The 17,646-nt window shown below is 39.5% G+C and carries 14 protein-coding genes; 7 read left to right on the top strand and 7 right to left on the bottom strand.

The window, feature by feature from the left end; translation table 11 throughout:
- Nucleotides 1-91: 91 nt before the first annotated feature.
- Together JHD79_RS08285 and JHD79_RS08280 are read left to right on the top strand one after the other, a co-directional pair.
- Nucleotides 92-691, top strand: coding sequence for a ribonuclease HII (locus JHD79_RS08285; protein WP_199118757.1), 600 nt, complete (start codon nt 92-94; stop codon nt 689-691).
- A gap of 4 nt (nt 692-695) precedes the next feature.
- Nucleotides 696-1,913 carry a glycosyltransferase family 4 protein gene (locus JHD79_RS08280; protein WP_199118756.1) on the top strand — a complete coding sequence of 406 codons (1,218 nt, stop codon included), beginning with the start codon at nt 696-698 and terminating at the stop codon, nt 1,911-1,913.
- Nucleotide 1,914: 1 nt separating this feature from the next.
- On the opposite strand, the gene JHD79_RS08275 is transcribed toward JHD79_RS08280, so the two are convergent.
- From JHD79_RS08275 to JHD79_RS08260, 4 genes are all read right to left on the bottom strand, one after another.
- A complete protein-coding gene (locus JHD79_RS08275) occupies nt 1,915-2,637 on the bottom strand; it encodes a phytanoyl-CoA dioxygenase family protein (protein WP_199118755.1) in 723 nt (240 codons plus the stop codon).
- Nucleotides 2,638-2,714: 77 nt separating this feature from the next.
- Nucleotides 2,715-3,821: a DNA alkylation repair protein gene (locus JHD79_RS08270; protein WP_199118754.1), complete on the bottom strand. Its 1,107-nt coding sequence runs from the start codon at nt 3,819-3,821 to the stop codon at nt 2,715-2,717.
- 34 nt (nt 3,822-3,855) lie between these two features.
- Nucleotides 3,856-4,314, bottom strand: a complete 459-nt coding sequence (locus JHD79_RS08265) for a GyrI-like domain-containing protein (RefSeq protein ID WP_199118753.1) — start codon at nt 4,312-4,314, stop codon at nt 3,856-3,858.
- 50 nt (nt 4,315-4,364) lie between these two features.
- Nucleotides 4,365-5,081, bottom strand: coding sequence for a YafY family protein (locus JHD79_RS08260; protein ID WP_199118752.1), 717 nt, complete (start codon nt 5,079-5,081; stop codon nt 4,365-4,367).
- A gap of 295 nt (nt 5,082-5,376) precedes the next feature.
- Between JHD79_RS08260 and JHD79_RS08255 the strand changes: the two genes are divergently transcribed.
- From JHD79_RS08255 to JHD79_RS08235, 5 genes are all read left to right on the top strand, one after another.
- Nucleotides 5,377-6,663 carry a DASH family cryptochrome gene (locus JHD79_RS08255; protein ID WP_199118751.1) on the top strand — a complete coding sequence of 429 codons (1,287 nt, stop codon included), beginning with the start codon at nt 5,377-5,379 and terminating at the stop codon, nt 6,661-6,663.
- Between the two features lie 115 nt (nt 6,664-6,778).
- A complete protein-coding gene (locus JHD79_RS08250) occupies nt 6,779-9,562 on the top strand; it encodes a 2-oxoglutarate dehydrogenase E1 component (RefSeq protein ID WP_199118750.1) in 2,784 nt (927 codons plus the stop codon).
- Between the two features lie 90 nt (nt 9,563-9,652).
- The gene (gene odhB / locus JHD79_RS08245; RefSeq protein WP_199118749.1) at nt 9,653-10,879 is read left to right on the top strand and encodes a 2-oxoglutarate dehydrogenase complex dihydrolipoyllysine-residue succinyltransferase; all 1,227 of its coding nucleotides are present in this window, start codon (nt 9,653-9,655) and stop codon (nt 10,877-10,879) included.
- A 368-nt stretch (nt 10,880-11,247) separates the two neighbouring features.
- Nucleotides 11,248-11,985, top strand: coding sequence for a DUF2490 domain-containing protein (locus JHD79_RS08240; protein WP_199118748.1), 738 nt, complete (start codon nt 11,248-11,250; stop codon nt 11,983-11,985).
- Between the two features lie 159 nt (nt 11,986-12,144).
- Nucleotides 12,145-13,026 (top strand): hypothetical protein, encoded by an 882-nt coding sequence (locus tag JHD79_RS08235; protein WP_199118747.1) that lies wholly within the window; start codon nt 12,145-12,147, stop codon nt 13,024-13,026.
- A gap of 64 nt (nt 13,027-13,090) precedes the next feature.
- On the opposite strand, the gene JHD79_RS08230 is transcribed toward JHD79_RS08235, so the two are convergent.
- The 3 genes from JHD79_RS08230 to JHD79_RS08220 all read right to left on the bottom strand — a co-directional run bounded on the left by JHD79_RS08230 (nt 13,091) and on the right by JHD79_RS08220 (nt 17,486).
- Nucleotides 13,091-13,828: a head GIN domain-containing protein gene (locus JHD79_RS08230; RefSeq protein ID WP_199118746.1), complete on the bottom strand. Its 738-nt coding sequence runs from the start codon at nt 13,826-13,828 to the stop codon at nt 13,091-13,093.
- Nucleotides 13,829-13,938: 110 nt separating this feature from the next.
- Nucleotides 13,939-15,597: a M1 family metallopeptidase gene (locus JHD79_RS08225; RefSeq protein WP_199118745.1), complete on the bottom strand. Its 1,659-nt coding sequence runs from the start codon at nt 15,595-15,597 to the stop codon at nt 13,939-13,941.
- An 11-nt stretch (nt 15,598-15,608) separates the two neighbouring features.
- On the bottom strand, nt 15,609-17,486 hold the full coding sequence (locus JHD79_RS08220) for a CocE/NonD family hydrolase (protein ID WP_199118744.1): 1,878 nt from the start codon (nt 17,484-17,486) through the stop codon (nt 15,609-15,611).
- Between the last annotated feature and the right edge of the window lie 160 nt (nt 17,487-17,646).

Genomic DNA, 17,646 nt, shown 5'->3' with positions numbered 1-17,646 from the left:
TGCACTGAGCAAAATTTTGGGCTTAAATTAAATAGTTGGTGTAAATGCTAAAAACTGATAAGTAAATGCATATAAGTGCTATTTTTGTAAAATGCTGCTAAACTGTTATCAAATAGAATTTATGGAGGCTGGCTGCGATGAAGCAGGACGTGGTTGCCTGGCAGGTCCGGTAGTGGCGGCAGCGGTAATTCTGCCCAAAGATTTTTACCTAGATGGTCTTAATGATTCGAAACAGTTATCCCATAAGCAACGCGATGAGCTTCGGCCCATTATAGAAGAAAAAGCATTGGCTTGGGCAGTAGCCATGGTAGATCACGAGGAAATCGATAAGATAAATATCCTCAATGCCTCTTTTTTGGCGATGCACCGTGCGCTAGACCAATTGCTGTTGCGTCCAGAATATCTGGTGATTGATGGTAACAGATTTAAACCTTACCAGAACATCAAACATTCTTGTATTGTAAAAGGCGATGGCAAGTATCTGAATATTGCTGCGGCTTCTATTTTGGCGAAAACACACCGTGATGAATACATGAGCAATTTGGATCTGGCCTATCCTCAGTACGAGTGGAAAAAGAATAAAGGGTATCCTACCATAGCTCACCGTAAGGCCGTAATAGCCTTGGGCGCTTCACCATACCATCGTAAAACATTTAATGTAAGCAGTCCTCAACTCACCATTAAGTTTTAAAGCGATGAAAGTTCTACTGTTAAGCAATAGGGTGCCTTTTCCGCCAAACAGTGGTTATCCCATAGTGGTGTATAATACCATTAAGGGCTTGCTCCATCAGGGAGTGGAAGTCACTTTGTTCAGCCTTAACAGTTCTAAGCATTATGTGGATGTAGATGATATTTATGATCCTATATTTGACCAGATAAATTTTCATTCTTTTACCATTGACATAGAAGTGAACATCTGGGATGCTTTTGTGAATATTTTTTCGAGCGAATCTTATAATGTTTCGAGATTTTTTGATGACGATGCGGAAAAAGTATTGGAAGGCATATTAAGGGAGCATGAATTCGATATCATACAGTTTGAAGGCCTGTTTGTGGTACCTTATATAGATACTGTGAAAGCACATAGCAAGGCAAAGTTGATCTACAGGGCACATAACATAGAGTTTGATGTATGGGAAAGATTGGCAATGAGAGAAAGTTTTACACCACGCCGCACCTATCTGGAGTTTTTGTCGAGAAGATTAAGGGCCTATGAAACAGAGCAGGTCAACCGCTTTCATCAGGTGTTTGCCATCAGCCAGCCGGACCGTCAAAAATTATTACTGATGGGCTGTCGAACAAAACTAGATGTATTTCCCGTAGCATTGGATTTTGAGAAATATAAGGTAGATGTTGGCAAAACCAGTTTCCCTACATTGTTTCATTTGGGGGCAATGGATTGGAGGCCAAATAAGGAAGGGTTAGAATGGTTTTTGGATGAGATTTGGCCTGATATTGAAGAATTGAGTGGCGAATTGCGATTTTACATTGCAGGGAAAAATATGCAACGCCAGTTTTTTGAATACGATTCTGATAATCTTATTGTAGAAGGGGAAGTGCTAGATGCCGTTGAATTTATGAACAGTAAGGCCATTATGATTGTACCTCTGCTTTCGGGAAGTGGAATGCGGGTGAAAATTATTGAGGGTATGGCCATGCAGAAATGTATTATTGCCACTACAATGGCTGCAGAAGGTATTGATTATAAGCAGGGTAGGGATATCCTTATTGCAGATACGGCCGATGAATTTTATCGTTCCATCCTAAAATGCATTACGCAACCTAACCGATGGCTGGAAATTGGTAAAAATGCCCGTAAGACCGCCGAAAAGCATCACGAAATTCATGCAAATGCCAAACGTATGGTAGCTATTTATCAAGAGTTGATGGAGGCCAAAATACGATTGGATTAATTTATAGGCAATGTAGTTTTTCTGCCCATTCTATACCGCTAGGTAATTCACTATCTGAAAATTCCAAGTGTATTACCCTTCTTCTTCTTTGGTTTGTTGTCCTTTCTGAACTATGTAACAACAAAGGCTTCATGATCATAATGCCTCCTGCCTTTACATTACAGGTAATTTCCGTTTCTGTAGTCCAGTTGATGGTTTCGGGCCTGTAAATATTTTTTAGGTGCGATTTTGGAATAACTTTCAGGGCGCCGTTTTCAGCATTGGTATTGTCTAAATGAATTCTAATGGTAAAAATGTTCTTTAATATTTCCAGAGGTGGTTGTACTGCAAATTGCTGCTGCTTAACTGTCCATGAGCTAAAACCCACCAAGTCTGTATTTCTATCTACAGCGATAGTTAGGTCTTGATGATAAGGGACATACCAATTTGACGTTGAGGGCTTATCGAAATAAATGCTTTTTACGTTAAAATAACCAGTGCCAAAAATTCCATAGATTAATGTCTTCAATTTGTGGTTGAATATAGGCACCATACTGTCTGGTACTTCTTTTAAGAATTGTCTGATGGCAAATAGATCAGTAGATTTTCTAAAGGTCATTTTTGATTGGTCGGCCTGCTCTATCTGGTCGACAATCTGATCAATCTCCTCTTTGGAATAAATCTCCTCGATAATGGCAAATCCATTTTCGGCAATTTGATCTTTAAAAGAAGTCGGTTTGTCCATTGGTAATAAGAATGCTTTTAATAATTAGCTAAATTAATATTTTTAGCCTATCGCTATTGTTTAGCCTAGAAAGAGATCTAGGTCAAAAACTCAAAATTACCTGTTTGCCTTTCCTTACCATTGATAATAATGGAAAGTTGTTGTGTCCCGTGATAAAATTTTCTAGTGGTAATTAATTTAAAGCTTTGTTTTTTTTCGATGCTTATCTTTTCATTCGGTTCCAAGGATCTTTCACTGATTTTGAACACTTTTTTGGAAAATTGACCATTTTGCCGAAGGTAATAGATCGAGTATTCAATTCTGAGTGTCTGCTTAAAGAGGTCTTGATTGTGTAGGCTAAAGGAAAATATCAGATCATCGCCTATAGTTACCTTTTTTGTTGAGATGCCAAAGTCTGTTAGTTTAATCTTGTCATTGTTGATTAGGCCATAATGGGCTAAAATTTCTGGGTGTCCTTGCTTGAGTAGTGTTCTACAACCATGTTTAATGATCGCATCGGTTTCTTTTCCCAGGCCTGTCCATTTTTGGGCCAACGAAATAACGATGGAGGTATGGTCTTTGGATATGTCGTTGATGTGGTTGGCTACGCTTCTTCTGACCCATTCGGAGGGATCGCTCTTTAAATTCTCCAATAAAGCTAAATTCGGTAATGGGTCTTTCTTCAATTGGGGCAGGGCCATTGCCCAGGGAAGACGTGGACGAGAGCCCTCGCTTGCTAGTCTCCTTACTTTATGGTTTTCATGCATAGACCATTCATACATTTGCATGAGCATTTTATCCCCATATTTAATAATGAAGGGCCTAACTGCAAATTCACAGCTAATAAATTGGGTGATGAACTCTATGGATCTTATCGAGGCATCATAATGTTCAATTCCAAAAGTCTCGACATAATCGGGGAAAAACATAAACTCCACACTTGTTCCTGTGAATTTTTTTTGCTGAAGTTTAAGGATGATCTCTCGAATACTAAATGTAGCTTTCTCAAAATCATTGGGTAGAAATTGGTGTAGAACCCATGAAGTATGCCTCATGCGGTCTTTCAACTCCTTTTGGGGCCAAGTGGTGTCAAAAATGGCTTCTGTAAATTGAAGCTGATCAAAAGAAGGTAATACTTCTTTTAGCACATTAGAAAAGTTCTCGTAAAACGAAGGGGAATAAATATCTTTAAGAAGGGTGCTCATAAGCGCTTGTAAATTGGAGTAACCGGTTTATCAATTATTTTACTGCTAGAAAGATGTCTACTTCCGCATTATGGATGTCTTGTGCCTTTTCCCCATATACTTCGTAATCGGCCGTAAATGCCCTAGGTAGATCTAAATTCCAGATTTTTTCCCATTCTTCAAATACAATATTCTTTGTGAGGTCTCCTTTTGCCCCTTGCTTTAAGTATGTTCCCTTCGGTATGGTTTTTCCGATCATTCCCTTTGGAATTTCATTCAAAGAACTGACCTTACAGCCTAAAAGGGTAAGGTAGGGCCGGGTGTGATCTTTTTCATAATCGGTATAGACGCAATAAAGAGAATGGTCAATTTTATTGGGAATCTGCGCTGCAATTCCTTCTTCTATAAATGTTTGCCATAACATGGGGATATCTTTTGAAGATTGGCCATTTTCATTGGTGGTTTTTATCGCAATACCGATAATATTAAATTCGTTTAGGGTGTAATTGTCCATGCTTTTAAGATTAAGTTACAAAACTAAAATGGACCAGTGACAGCCTTATGTCAAGGCTGTGAAAAATATTTTGCATTGCAGATTTCAAAATATTCCTGTAGGGACATTTGGTGTGGTTCAAAGGTATCGTCAAGCACATTTAAATGTTGTATGCGATCTAGCCTAAAGGACCTGAAATCTTTCCTTAACCGACAGAAAGCCACCAGTAACCAGTTTTCCTGGGTGCTATATAAAGCAAAAGGTTCAATTGTTCTTGTCGTTGTTTGTTGGGTTTCGGGAGCATAATATTTAATGGCGGCTAGGTTAAAATTGGTTAACGCCAATTGAAGGGTCGATAGGTAGCTGCTGGTCTGTTCGTTCCCTATGTTATACCTAAAGGCAATTCGATCAGCCAGCAGATTGGTTTTATCTTTGGTGCCAAACTTCAATACCGATTTTATTTTGTTAATGGCCAAGGTATACTCTTTAACAAAAGAAGTGTCTTTGTTCCTTAAAATCAATTGTTCGGCGGTGACGAGTGCGTTGGCCTCACTTTCCGTAAACATAATGGGCGGTATATTATAGCCTTCCATTAAGGTATATCCTTTTCCCTCCTTGGTTAAGATAGGGACACCAGCTTGCTCTAATGCTTTGATATCTCTATAAATAGTTCTTGGCGTCACCTGAAATGCTTCGGCAAGTGTCTTGGCCGTAATTAAGCGTTTGGTCTGTAATTTGATCAATATGGAGGTCAGTCTCGAAAGTCTTGAAGTATCGTTATCATTCATGGCAAATTCACAACAAAAATAGTTTTTAAGTTTGCGACTTAATTTTAATGATAAAGTTAGCACAAATGCGGTTAGATCTATAAAAAGCCCGAGGTTTTTGCGATATGGAGAAGATCCATAAAAGTGATTTAATGATAGGGCTTACCTTTGCTGGAACCTCCCTGCATACTTTTCGGACAGTGCCTGGAAATTGATGAACATGTGTTATATATATGTAAAAAATCGGTAGCCAATATTACTTTTGCCCTATTTTTTTGCAAATTGCACTCCACTTTAAATTGAAAGGCTACGGGATATGGGCAAAAAGATTTTAGTTTGGTTTAGGAATGATCTTCGCTTACATGATAATGAGATGTTGGTGGAGGCTATTTCCAAATCTGATGAAATTTTGCCGGTTTATGTCTTCGACCCTCGCCATTTCGATAAAACCATTTACCATACCTATAAGACAGGCGTAGTCCGAACAAAGTTTTTGATAGAGAGTGTATCTTCCTTAAGACAATCGCTGCAAAAAATGGGAGGTGATTTATTAGTGGTGAATGGACGACCAGAAGAGGTGCTGCCAGATTTGGTGGCTAAGTATGACATTGCCGAAGTTTATCACCATAGGGAAGTAGCTAGTGAAGAAACTGCCGTAAGCACCAAAGTGGAAGATCTGCTCTGGAAATTGAAGGTAAACCTGAAACATTTCATCGGCCACACCCTCTACAATAAGGAGGATTTGCCATTTCCGATCAAGGACATTCCTGATGTTTTTACCCAATTCAAAAAGAAAACAGAAAGAGATGCGATAGTAAAGCCCTGTTTTCCGACACCAGATTCCATGAGTTTTGTAAGGGTTGATGACTGGGGCGTATTACCTGAACTGACAAGCCTCGTCAATGGCCATCTATCTGTTCCAGAAAACTTTCGCACCGATTTTATGGGTGGAGAACAAGAGGGTTTAACGCATTTGCATCATTATCTGCATGCTGGAGAAGGGATGATATTGGCAAATGCTACTTTGAAAAAGCACGAAATTGTCTCTAAACTTTCGGCTTGGTTGGCCCTTGGCTGTCTGTCGCCCAGGGAAGTTTACTGGAAGATGAAAGAGGCGGAAACCAATTACGGTGTACGACCTTATTTTCACCAAATTGTATTAGGTTTGCTTTGGCGCGACTACTACCGGTTCATGTTCAAAAAATATGGCAATATCTTTTTTAAACCAAGCGGTTTTAACCCTAATGGGATATTAGAAGACCTGGCCGACAGTGAGCTGTTGCAAAAATGGAAAAATGGCCAAACTGGACAGCCTTTGGTTGATGCTTGCATGAACGAACTTAATACCAGCGGATACATGAACCATACCGCCAGGCAATTGGTAGCTACTTATTTAGTTGATGAGCTTCATGTGAGTTGGATATTGGGAGCCGCCTATTTTGAAGAAAAGCTAATCGATTACTGCCCAGCGAGTAACTGGGGAAATTGGGCCACCATGGCAGGGGTTGGCAACGACCAAAAATTAACCAATAGTTTCGATTTTGAGAAGCAATTGAAATTTTTAGATCCAAAAGGTGCATTCGCACAGGTCGTTAAGGCCTAGAAAAACGTCTATTATTTAGTTACAGTTTTTATTTTATTTAAATGTTAAGTTTATTGCCTTTTCTTAAGGTAAAATCCTAATTTTGCAATACTTATCGTAATAGTTATAATATACAATGGATAATCTATCTTATCTTAACGGCACTAACGCCGAATATGTTGAGTCCTTATACCAGAGCTATAAAGAAGATCCTAATTCTGTAGAGTTTGGCTGGCAAAAGTTTTTTGAAGGTTTTGATTTTGGAAGAGGAGCCGATGCTACCAATGTAAGCGGAGAAGCCCCAGAACATTTTTTAAAAGAAATTAATGTATTGAACCTAATCAATGGTTATCGCCAGCGTGGCCATTTGTTCACCAAAACCAATCCAGTTAGAGAAAGACGTAAGCATCTGCCTACCCTAACGATAGAAAACTTTGGATTGAGCACTGCGGATTTGGAAACCGTTTTCAATTCAAGTGTAGAGCTGGGTATAGGCCCCGCAAAATTAAAGGACATTGTGGCCTTCTTGGAACAGACTTACTGCGGCCCTATTGGTGTAGAATACAAGTACGTGCGTACCCCAGAAATTTTATCTTGGTTAGAGAGTAAAATGGAAGGCGATCGTAATACGCCAAAACTATCTGTCGATGAGAAAAAGAGAATACTTAAAAAATTAAATGAAGCGGTAGTATTTGAAAATTTTTTAGGAACAAAATTTCTTGGTCAAAAGCGGTTTTCACTTGAAGGTGCAGAAGCTTTAATTCCAGCATTAGATTCGGTAATTGAAAAAGGCGCCGATTTAGGTATAGAAGAATTTGTTCTTGGTATGGCGCATAGGGGTAGGTTGAATGTGCTAGCCAATATCATGCAAAAAAGTTATAAAGATATTTTTGCAGAATTTGAAGGTAGGAGCTATGACCCAGATACCCCGTTTGGTGGAGATGTAAAATATCACCTTGGTTATTCTACAGATATTGCAACGAACAAAGGTAAGAGTGTACACTTGAGCTTATGCCCCAACCCATCACACCTGGAAACGGTAAACGGTGTGGTAGAAGGCATGTCACGTTCAAAAATCGATTTTAAATACGGTGGAGACAATAGCCGTTTAGCCCCTATATTAATTCATGGCGATGCTTCCGTTGCGGGTCAAGGTATTGTGTATGAGGTGATACAGATGGCAGGTTTGGATGGTTATAAAACCGGAGGAACGATCCATTTGGTCATCAATAACCAAATTGGTTTCACCACCAACTATAAAGATGCCAGATCCAGTACTTATTGTACGGATATCGCAAAAGTGACCTTGTCGCCTGTTTTCCATGTGAATGGCGATGATCCGGAAGCTTTGGTTTATGCAATTAATCTGGCGATGGAATATCGTCAGAAATATAGAAATGACGTTTTTATTGATATTCTTTGCTACCGTAGGTTTGGTCATAATGAAGCAGATGAGCCGAAATTCACCCAACCTTTATTGTATAAGGCTATAGAAAAACATCCTAACCCTTTAAAAATCTATGTAGACCAATTGATTAAGGAGGGTAAGTTAGATGAAGCTATGGCAAAGGATATGGAGAAAGAGTTCAAGGCACATCTACAGGATTCATTAAACGAAGCCAAAGAATTTACAGCTTCGTCTACTGAGATTAAATTTGGAGGTGCTTGGGCCGATATGCGTCTGGCAACCGCTAAAGACTTTGAGAATTCTCCAGAAACTGCAGTTAAGAAAACAACCTTATTAGAGGTGGCAAAAAGAATTTCTACCTTGCCAAAGCATAAAAAGTTTTTCAAGAAAATTGAAAAATTATTCGATGAAAGAAATAAAATGGCCTCCACTACCCATGTATTTGATTGGGCAATGGGCGAGCAGCTAGCCTATGGTACATTATTGGCTGAAGGCAAGCGTGTACGTTTAAGTGGCCAAGATGTGAAACGTGGTACTTTTTCTCACCGTCATGCGGTGTTAACTTTGGAAGACTCGGAAGAAGAATATGTACCATTATCAAACATCTCTGATCAACAGGCCGAATTTGATATTTATAACTCTCATTTATCGGAATATGGGGTGCTGGGTTTTGAATATGGCTATGCCATGGCCAATCCAAACGCCTTGACTATTTGGGAAGCCCAGTTTGGTGATTTCTTTAATGGCGCACAAATTGTAGTAGATCAATATATTGCCAGTGCAGAAACGAAATGGCAAAGAGAAAACGGTTTGGTCATGTTGTTGCCCCATGGTTATGAAGGCCAGGGACCGGAGCACTCATCGGCACGTATAGAACGTTTTATGGAGCTTTGTGCAGACTACAACATGCAGATCACCAATTGTACTACACCTGCAAATTTTTTCCATGCATTACGTCGCCAATTTAAACGCGATTTCCGTAAACCTTTGGTTGTATTCAGTCCTAAAAGTTTGTTACGCCATCCATTATGTGTAAGTCCATTGGCAGATTTTACAACAGGAGGTTTTAAAGAAGTCATTGACGATGAGAATGTGAAAGCAACAGAGGTGAAAAGAGTAGTTTTCTGTACAGGAAAGATCTACTATGATTTATTGGAGGCGCAAAGAAACAAACAAAATAATCAAGTGGCCCTTGTACGAGTTGAGCAATTGTATCCAACACCTGTTGATCAAATGGAAGCTGCTTATAAGCGCTATAAAAATGCAACTGAGGCAGTTTGGGTACAGGAAGAACCTGAAAATATGGGTGCATGGCCATATCTGTTACGTAGATTAAGGAAAACCATATTTAGTGATATTGAGGTCATCTCGAGAAAGGAAAGCAGCAGTACAGCCACAGGCTATGCAAAACAACATGCCAACCAACAAGCTTATATTGTGGCCGCTACTTTTGATGTACCGACAACAGAAAATGCCACAAAAAAGACAAATAAAAAATTAGTAAATATATAGACTAGCGTTAAGCAATTAGCGGTGGGCATTAGCCTAAAGTGTAAAACCTTCCGCTTGTCGACATGCGTTAAACAAAACATATAAATTAATATGAGTTTAGAAATCAAAGTTCCGCCAGTAGGCGAGTCGATTACCGAGGTAGTTCTATCTCGTTGGGTTAAAAACGATGGCGATTTTGTAGAAATGGACGAAATTATTGCTGAGTTAGAATCAGATAAGGCAACTTTCGAACTTACTGCAGAACAAGCGGGAACTTTAAAAATTGTGGCTAGCGAAGGTGATACGCTAGAAATAGGTGCGGTAGTTTGTACTATTGAAGTAGGTGGTGCTGCACCGGCCAAAGAAGTAAAAGAAGAGGCGCCTAAAGCCGAAACACCTGTAGCAGAGAAAGCAGCTGCCCCAGTAGCAGAGAAATCTGGCGAGAGCTATGCAACGGGAACGCCATCTCCATCGGCAGCTAAGATTTTGGCTGAAAAGGGGATAGACGCTACAGCTGTTAAAGGAACAGGCGTAGATGGTAGAATTACCAAAGATGATGCAAATAATGCCCAAGCGGGTAAACCTGCAGCCAAAGCAGAAGCACCAAAAGCTGCTGCCCAACCTGTTGTTGCCGGTTCAAGGAACGAGCGTAGAGAAAAAATGTCTCCGTTACGTAAAACCGTAGCTAAACGTTTGGTGGCTGTTAAAAATGAAACGGCGATGTTAACTACTTTTAATGAAGTTAACATGAAACCGATCATGGACCTGCGTGCTAAATATAAAGATCAATTTAAAGAGAAGCATGGTGTAGGCTTAGGTTTCATGAGCTTCTTTACCAAAGCGGTTTGTGAAGCCGCAAAAGACTTCCCTGCAGTAAATGCACGGATTGAAGGCGAAGAAATTGTCTATAATGATTTTGTAGACGTATCGATTGCTGTTTCTGCACCTAAAGGCTTGGTAGTACCAATCATTAGAAATGCAGATAGCATGAGCTTGGCGCAAATTGAGAAAACAGTGATTGAACTGGCTACCAAAGCTAGAGATAGCAAATTGACCATTGAAGAGATGACTGGAGGAACATTCACGATTACTAACGGTGGAGTGTTTGGTTCTATGATGTCTACGCCAATTATCAATGCACCACAATCGGCTATTTTGGGCATGCATAATATTATTGAGCGCCCAATTGCTGAAAATAAAGAAGTGGTTATTCGTCCAATGATGTACATTGCACTATCATACGATCACCGCATTATCGACGGACGCGAGTCGGTAGGTTTCTTGGTTCGTGTAAAACAGTTATTGGAAGATCCAGCAAGATTATTATTAGGGGTTTAAATAAAAAACTCCGCCACGCTCTGTGCTTGTTTCAGAGTCTGCAATACGTATAAAACTGATGCTGATTTGTAGCAAAGCGAAAAGCTACGAAATAAAATAAATCCAATAGCTATTGGATCAGCATGACGATAAAAAGCCTTGTTCGTGAAAATGAGCAAGGCTTTTTTATGCATTTTTCCTAATTACCTCGTCATTGCGAGGTACGAAGCAATCTTAGAGCTATGAAGAAGAAATAACAACTTTGAATGATTGCCACGTCGTTACACTCCTTGCAATGACGAAAAAGAGCTTTGTCTAGTTTCTGTTACGTTTTCTTCGATTTTAACTTATTTTGATATTTTCGTTAATCACACAAAGATTAAAACCAGATGAGAAATAAAATTGTACTTGCTGCTTTCTTAAGCATTTTCGCTTCTTCTCTTTACGCCCAAACCATTAACCAGAATACTGGTTGGTTTATGTTTCTAAACAGTACCAAGTTTAATGATAAATGGGGCATGCATTTTGATTTGCAATTGCGTTCACAAGATAATTGGGATGGTGTTAGAAATCTATTGGTAAGGCCGGGGCTTACCTATTATATCAATAAAAACTCTAATGCAACTGTTGGCTATTTATTTACGCAAACTTATTTGCCACACCAATATCCTGTATTTGCGGAAGGTGCCGTTCCCTACGAGCCAAAGTTTACCTTAACAGAGCATCGCATTTGGCAGCAATATATTTATAATCACCAACCTTGGAGAGGTGCGACATTAAGTCATCGATTTAGGTTGGAGCAACGTTTCATAGAACGTCAGACAGATGATTTGTTTTCGCAACGATTCCGCTATTTCTTTAGGTTAATACAGCCTTTGGAAAGACAGGCTGAAGGTTTTAGTAAAGGTGTTTTTGCAGCCCTACAGAACGAATTGTTCTTTAATCTCCAAAATAAAGATCAATTAAATGGTAAACTTTTTGATCAGAATCGTGCCTATCTTGCCATGGGTTATAGATTTTCTAAAAAAGTAGATCTAGAGGCGGGATATTTGAACCAGACAATTAAAGGTTTAAATAATAGTACCATTAATCATGCCGTACAGTTGGCTTTATACACCAGATTTTAGTTTACTTAAAGTCATATTCTAAACTCAAGCCACTAATCTTTTTGATCGGAATACATTTTTTGCATTTTTGCTGCGGAAAATGGAATTTTCTTTTCCTAATTTTCAAATACTGTAGCAATACGCTAACAAGGTAGTCTATTAAAGACTTAAATGATGTCTATGAAAAAAACGTTTATGATATTAATGGTGTTGATCTTTGGTCGCAGAGTTCATGCCCAGGAAATTTCACCAAGTATAAAAACAGGTAAAAGTATTTTTAGTGGAAAACAGTCGAATAGGGACTTTAGCCGTAAGGGCGATTGGTATGTGCATTGGGGCTGGAATTTTTCCTGGTATGATAAAAGTGATATTACCTTTCAGGGACCGGGTTATAACTTTACCCTAAAAGATGTAAAAGCAGCAGACAGGCCCTCTAAATTAAGTCTAGACTATATCAATCCGATGGAGTTGACCACGCCGCAGTTTGATTTTAGATTTGGTTATTTTTTTAAGGATAATTACAGTATTTCTCTGGGCTGGGACCATATGAAATATGTGATGCAGGTGCCGCAGAAAGTGGTTGTTAACGGGTATATAGATCCGGTGGTGTCCAATCCGGGTATTGTTACGGGTAAGTATGCAGGTGTTTATCACAATCAGGAATTAGAGGTGCAGCCAGAAATGTTGACCTTCGAACATACGGACGGCCTAAACTATGTGAGTGCCGAATTGGAAAGATATGATGACATATGGATAGCTAAGAATAAAAAACAAATGTTGACCATGGAAACAGGTGTGGGAGCTGGTTTTGTAATCCCACGTTCTGATGTGAGGTTTTTTGGTGTTGGCGAAAATAACTTCTGGAATTTTGCAGGATATGGCCTCTCCTTAAAGGCCGGTCTTAAGTTTAACGTAACCAGAAAGCTCTATTTCCAAAACGTGACCAAAGCGGGATTTATAGATATGGATAAAATTCATACCACCGGAAGAAACAGCATAGATGGGGCAAAGCAAACCATTCGTTTTTTGGAAAATTATACGGCGATAGGATTTCAGTTTTAGAGAAATTCACCTATATAAAAGGCCCCAATATGCAAATATTGGGGCCTTTTACGTGGGTATAGATTTATACTTTTCTTACTTTTCCAGAGCCAATTACCCTTTGGTTAACTTGGGCATTGCCTTTGTAATTGATACTGCCTGAGCCGCTGATCAGGGCATCAATATTGCCATCGCTATGAACGAAAATCGAGCCCGATCCACTAATACGAGAAGAAAGGTTGCCCACCTTAAAGCCTCCCTTTTCTGGTAAGGAAGCAGATCCACTTAACGTAATGCTGGCTTCATCGGCCTCTCCAGAAATATTCAGTTGACCAGAACCACTAAGTACCGCTGTAAAGCGGTCAACGTTAATGTTGGCCGTAATTGAACCTGATCCACTTAGCGTAGCAGCTAAACTCGAATTATTGATTGTCCCTTTGATGGTGAGGGAACCATCTCCACTCATGGTTAAGCTTTTTAATGTTTTTGCACTTACATGAGCTATTATTTTTTTGTTTTTGTATTTGTGTGCCCAGCTGGTCCAACTGGTTTGTGGCCTAATCATCAGCGTGTTTCCTTTTACCTCCGCTACTAAAGAGGAAATGGCCTCTTCATCCCCTTCAAATCTGAGGTCTTCTTTATTGTCTAGCGTAACGACGACCTGAATTGGACCTCCCGCAGCAATAGCATTGAAATTTTTAACTTCAATATCCTGTTTCTTCAGTTTGGTTATGCCAATGTTAATGGGCAATTCTGCAAAGACGTTTTGCGTAGCCAGTACAGTGATGACAATTAAGCAGGTGTTAATGTATTTTCTAGTCATAAGTTTTGCGTTTTAAAAGGTACTTTTAAAAATAGACGTTGATTGCAAATAAAACGTTGCATAAGCTAAAAACTTATTTGGGTTTCATAAATAGTAGCATGGACATAGGTTTATTCGATTTTTTTTATGGCGATGTAAAAATTAATATCTACTTTGAAATTGCTATCATTTACCCCATTTTCTAATTTTATGGATTGCCAATTTTGGCTTGGTTTGACGAAGCTGAATTTATCTTTTTCCAAGGTAACTTTTACGGGCATATCGAAATTCTTGACATCAGCAACCCAGCGTAGCTGTAAATGCTGGCCTTCAATTTTATATTCTAACATGGGGATTTTTGCATAATGCAGGTATTGATCAAAAACTTTGTCCAATTTCAAGCCACTTTGCTTGGCCATGTAATCTTCCACTTGTTTGGAAGTAACGGTTTGATGGTAAAAAGTTTGGTTCAAACCTCTTAATATACTTCTAAACTTTTCGTCGTTATCTATAAGTTGTCTGATGGTATGAATCAGGTTGGCACCTTTTGGATACATATCTCCATCTCCTTCATGGTTAACATTGTAAATGCCAGTAATAGGGGCCTTGTTGTTAATGCCCCGACGTAGCCCAACTACATAATCTTCAGCCGTTTTTTTTCCTTGTGTAGATTCTACAAAAAGAGCCTCCGAATAATTGGTAAATCCTTCATGTATCCACATATCGGCAATGTCTTTGGCTGTAATGTTGTTGCCGAACCATTCGTGCCCGCTTTCATGTATGGTGATAAAATCCCATTTCAGGCCAATGCCTGTGCCTGATAAATCCTTGCCCAAGTATCCTTTTTTAAATTGATTGCCATAAGCCACCGCACTTTGATGTTCCATACCTAAATGGGGAGCCTGTACCAGTTTGTAACCATCTTCATACCAGGGATATGGGCCGAACCAGTATTCAAAAGATTTCAGCATGGGTTTAACGTCGGCATCCCAATGTGGACGGGCAACAGCGCTGTCTTCCTTTAGTGCATAATAATCTAGGGTCAGTTTCCCCTTTTCGCCATCATAAGAGTCGGTCCAGTGTGCATATTTTCCAATATAAAAGGCCACATTGTAATTGTTGATGGGGTTAGCTACAAACCACTGATGTTTTACATAGCCGTCTTTTGTGTCTATCGAACCACGTGAGCGCCCGTTGGCAATACAATCTAATGCTTTAGGTACACTTATACTGATGAGCATGCTATCTACTTCATCGCTTTGATGATCTTTATTGGGCCACCATACACTGGCACCTAAACCTTGGCAGGCGACCGATATAAATGGATTGCCAGATTTATCTTCTTTGAAAATAAAACCACCGTCCCAAGGTGCATTTTTTGCCACCTTAGGCTGTCCGCTGTAGAATACCGTAAATTGATCTTTGTTACCCTTTTTTATGGTTTTTGGGAAAGTGACGAATACGGCGCCAAAAGCTCTGGTAAAAGGAAGGTCTTTGTCCTTATAGACGATTTTTTCAATTTTAAGGTTTTCAAAAAGATCAAATTGCAACTGATCGAAATCCCTAGTGGCCGTAAAAACAAACTCATTGCTGCCATTTATTGATTTTTCATTAATGTCGATCTTCACATCAAGATGATAATAATTGATATCATAGCAACTGCGCAAATCAGAAAGGGTTCCCCTTAAGGTATCTGCTTTGGAAAAGGCTTTTTTGTCGGTCATTAACTGCGCCTTACCGTACTTGGCTGTACATACAAGTACGGTAAGGGCAATAAGAATGTTTTTCATGGTAGGATAGATTAATTTTTTAATACAGGTAAAGACAAGAAGGAGCTGTTGAAAGTGTCATGATAAATTCGATGTGTGGCCTTTTGGAAATCACCAGGCTCGGCTTCGTAAATGTTCATGAATTTCTGTGGATTTCTATCGGCAAGAGGGAACCATGAGTTTTGGATTTGAACCATAATACGGTGCCCTTTTTTAAAAGTATGTCCTACATCTGGAAGTTGATAATTGACTTTTGTAATGGTTTGGGGAGTAAAAGGTTCAGGTTTTTCAAAACCATTACGGTACTTTCCTCTAAGAATTTCTCCGCGCACCAACATTTGATAGCCACCCATTACCAGGTTATTTGGGTTAGGCGTCGGATTTGGCGTGTCTTCTGGAAAAACGTCAATTAGTTTTACCACATAATCTGCATCAGTACCAGTAGTTGATATTACTAAATTGGCCAATACAGGGCCCGTTAAAGTAATGTCTTCTGTTAAAATATCAGTCTGATAGGTTTTTACATCAGGTCTACGTGAAGCAAAGCGTTGGTCATCTATCATATATTCTCTGGTTCTTCTGGTCTGTACACCATTCTGATAAGGTACGGGGTGGTTAGGATCACTTACGTATTCGTCCCAACTGTCTGTACGTTGGACCTTTTCGAACGACAGCTTACCGTTTGGATGAAGATACAGGTTTTTGGTCTCTATATTTTGTGGAGGCCAAGTAGCAAAACCTTTCCATTGGTTGCTGCCTGTAATGAATATATTGGCTTCGGCTGCTTTGAATGCTCCCTCGCCTTTAAGGTAATATTTGAAAAAAGGTAGTTCAAGGTTTTGCTGATAATAAGTGCTGGTTTTTTGTCCGAAGTTGATATCCCCAAAACTGCTTCCATCGCCACGTACCCATCCGCCATGGAACCAAGGTCCTGCTACCAGGATATTATAATTGTTGGTATTCTGTTTTTCTATGGCCTTATAGGTAGCAAAAGTACCATAGGCATCTTCAGCATCAAAAAAGCCGCCTACTACCATTACTGCAGGTTTTATATTGGTCAAGTGGGGGAGAATTTGTCTCGCTTTCCAGAAAGTATCCAGGTCGGGATGCTTAAATAGATTGTTCCAGAATTTGATGCTATCGGCGAAGTATTTTTCTTTGAGGTTTTTAACAGATCCGCTTTCCAGATAGAAACGATAAATATCTTTGATGGGAAACTGAAAGGGTTTTGGTCCTTTGTCTGGTGTAATGGGCTTTGGTCTAGGTACACCAAAGGAGCTCATGAAGCTAAAGGCATCGGTCAAAAATAAAGCACCTCCGTGATGAAAGTCATCGCCAATGAACCAATCGGTTACCGGTGCCTGCGGCGATACCGCCTTGAGTGCAGGGTGGGCATTAGGCAGGGAGGTTGTAGAGTAGAAGCCAGGGTAGGAGATGCCGTACACTCCGGCCTTTCCATTATTGTTCTTAATGTTTTTTACCAACCAGTCTATAGTGTCATAGGTATCGGTACTCTCATCAATGTCCTTTTTGCCTTTTTTCAAGGTTTGTGGTCTGATGTCTTCAAAGTTGCCTTCGCTCATCCAGCGCCCTCGTACATCCTGATAGACAAAGATGAAACCTTCACGCATCATATCAGGAAAGTTGCCCAAGCTTAATTTGTATTTGTCCTCGCCATAAGGCTGTACGGTGTAAGGAGTTCTGTTGATTAAAAAAGGATATTTTTTGGTAGGAGAAAGGTCTTTTGGGATGTAGATAGCAGTGAACAGCCTTATGCCGTCACGCATCGGTATGGATCGTTCTATTTTGGTATAATGGCTACGTACATAGGCCGAATCGGTTTCTTGGGCAACTAACCTGCCCGAAATTAGCAAGGCAAATAGTGCAAAGTAAATTTTTAAAAATTTCATTGTAGAAATGTTTTGGGGTTAGGATTTCCTTTTAAACAAATATAGGAATGAAAATTTAATTCACGCGTTGAAGGGAATACCTTTAAAAAAGGTACCTGTTCTGTCACAAATCCATCAAATTTTATGCTTTGGAGTAATAAAGGGCGGGGTTTTTGCGTAG

It is taken from the genome of Pedobacter sp. ASV28 (assembly GCF_016428855.1).
Taxonomy (GTDB): Bacteria; Bacteroidota; Bacteroidia; order Sphingobacteriales; family Sphingobacteriaceae; genus Pedobacter.
This window is presented reverse-complemented; position numbering and strand designations above follow the sequence as displayed.

Excerpts from the sequence above, each read along its gene's own strand:
- JHD79_RS08285 (WP_199118757.1), top strand. The coding sequence starts at position 92 with ATGCTGCTAAACTGTTATCAAATAGAATTTATGGAGGCTGGCTGCGAT.
- JHD79_RS08280 (WP_199118756.1), top strand. The coding sequence starts at position 696 with ATGAAAGTTCTACTGTTAAGCAATAGGGTGCCTTTTCCGCCAAACAGT.
- JHD79_RS08275 (WP_199118755.1), bottom strand. The coding sequence starts at position 2,637 with ATGGACAAACCGACTTCTTTTAAAGATCAAATTGCCGAAAATGGATTT.
- JHD79_RS08270 (WP_199118754.1), bottom strand. The coding sequence starts at position 3,821 with ATGAGCACCCTTCTTAAAGATATTTATTCCCCTTCGTTTTACGAGAAC.
- JHD79_RS08265 (WP_199118753.1), bottom strand. The coding sequence starts at position 4,314 with ATGGACAATTACACCCTAAACGAATTTAATATTATCGGTATTGCGATA.
- JHD79_RS08260 (WP_199118752.1), bottom strand. The coding sequence starts at position 5,081 with ATGAATGATAACGATACTTCAAGACTTTCGAGACTGACCTCCATATTG.
- JHD79_RS08255 (WP_199118751.1), top strand. The coding sequence starts at position 5,377 with ATGGGCAAAAAGATTTTAGTTTGGTTTAGGAATGATCTTCGCTTACAT.
- JHD79_RS08250 (WP_199118750.1), top strand. The coding sequence starts at position 6,779 with ATGGATAATCTATCTTATCTTAACGGCACTAACGCCGAATATGTTGAG.
- odhB (WP_199118749.1), top strand. The coding sequence starts at position 9,653 with ATGAGTTTAGAAATCAAAGTTCCGCCAGTAGGCGAGTCGATTACCGAG.
- JHD79_RS08240 (WP_199118748.1), top strand. The coding sequence starts at position 11,248 with ATGAGAAATAAAATTGTACTTGCTGCTTTCTTAAGCATTTTCGCTTCT.
- JHD79_RS08235 (WP_199118747.1), top strand. The coding sequence starts at position 12,145 with ATGAAAAAAACGTTTATGATATTAATGGTGTTGATCTTTGGTCGCAGA.
- JHD79_RS08230 (WP_199118746.1), bottom strand. The coding sequence starts at position 13,828 with ATGACTAGAAAATACATTAACACCTGCTTAATTGTCATCACTGTACTG.
- JHD79_RS08225 (WP_199118745.1), bottom strand. The coding sequence starts at position 15,597 with ATGAAAAACATTCTTATTGCCCTTACCGTACTTGTATGTACAGCCAAG.
- JHD79_RS08220 (WP_199118744.1), bottom strand. The coding sequence starts at position 17,486 with ATGAAATTTTTAAAAATTTACTTTGCACTATTTGCCTTGCTAATTTCG.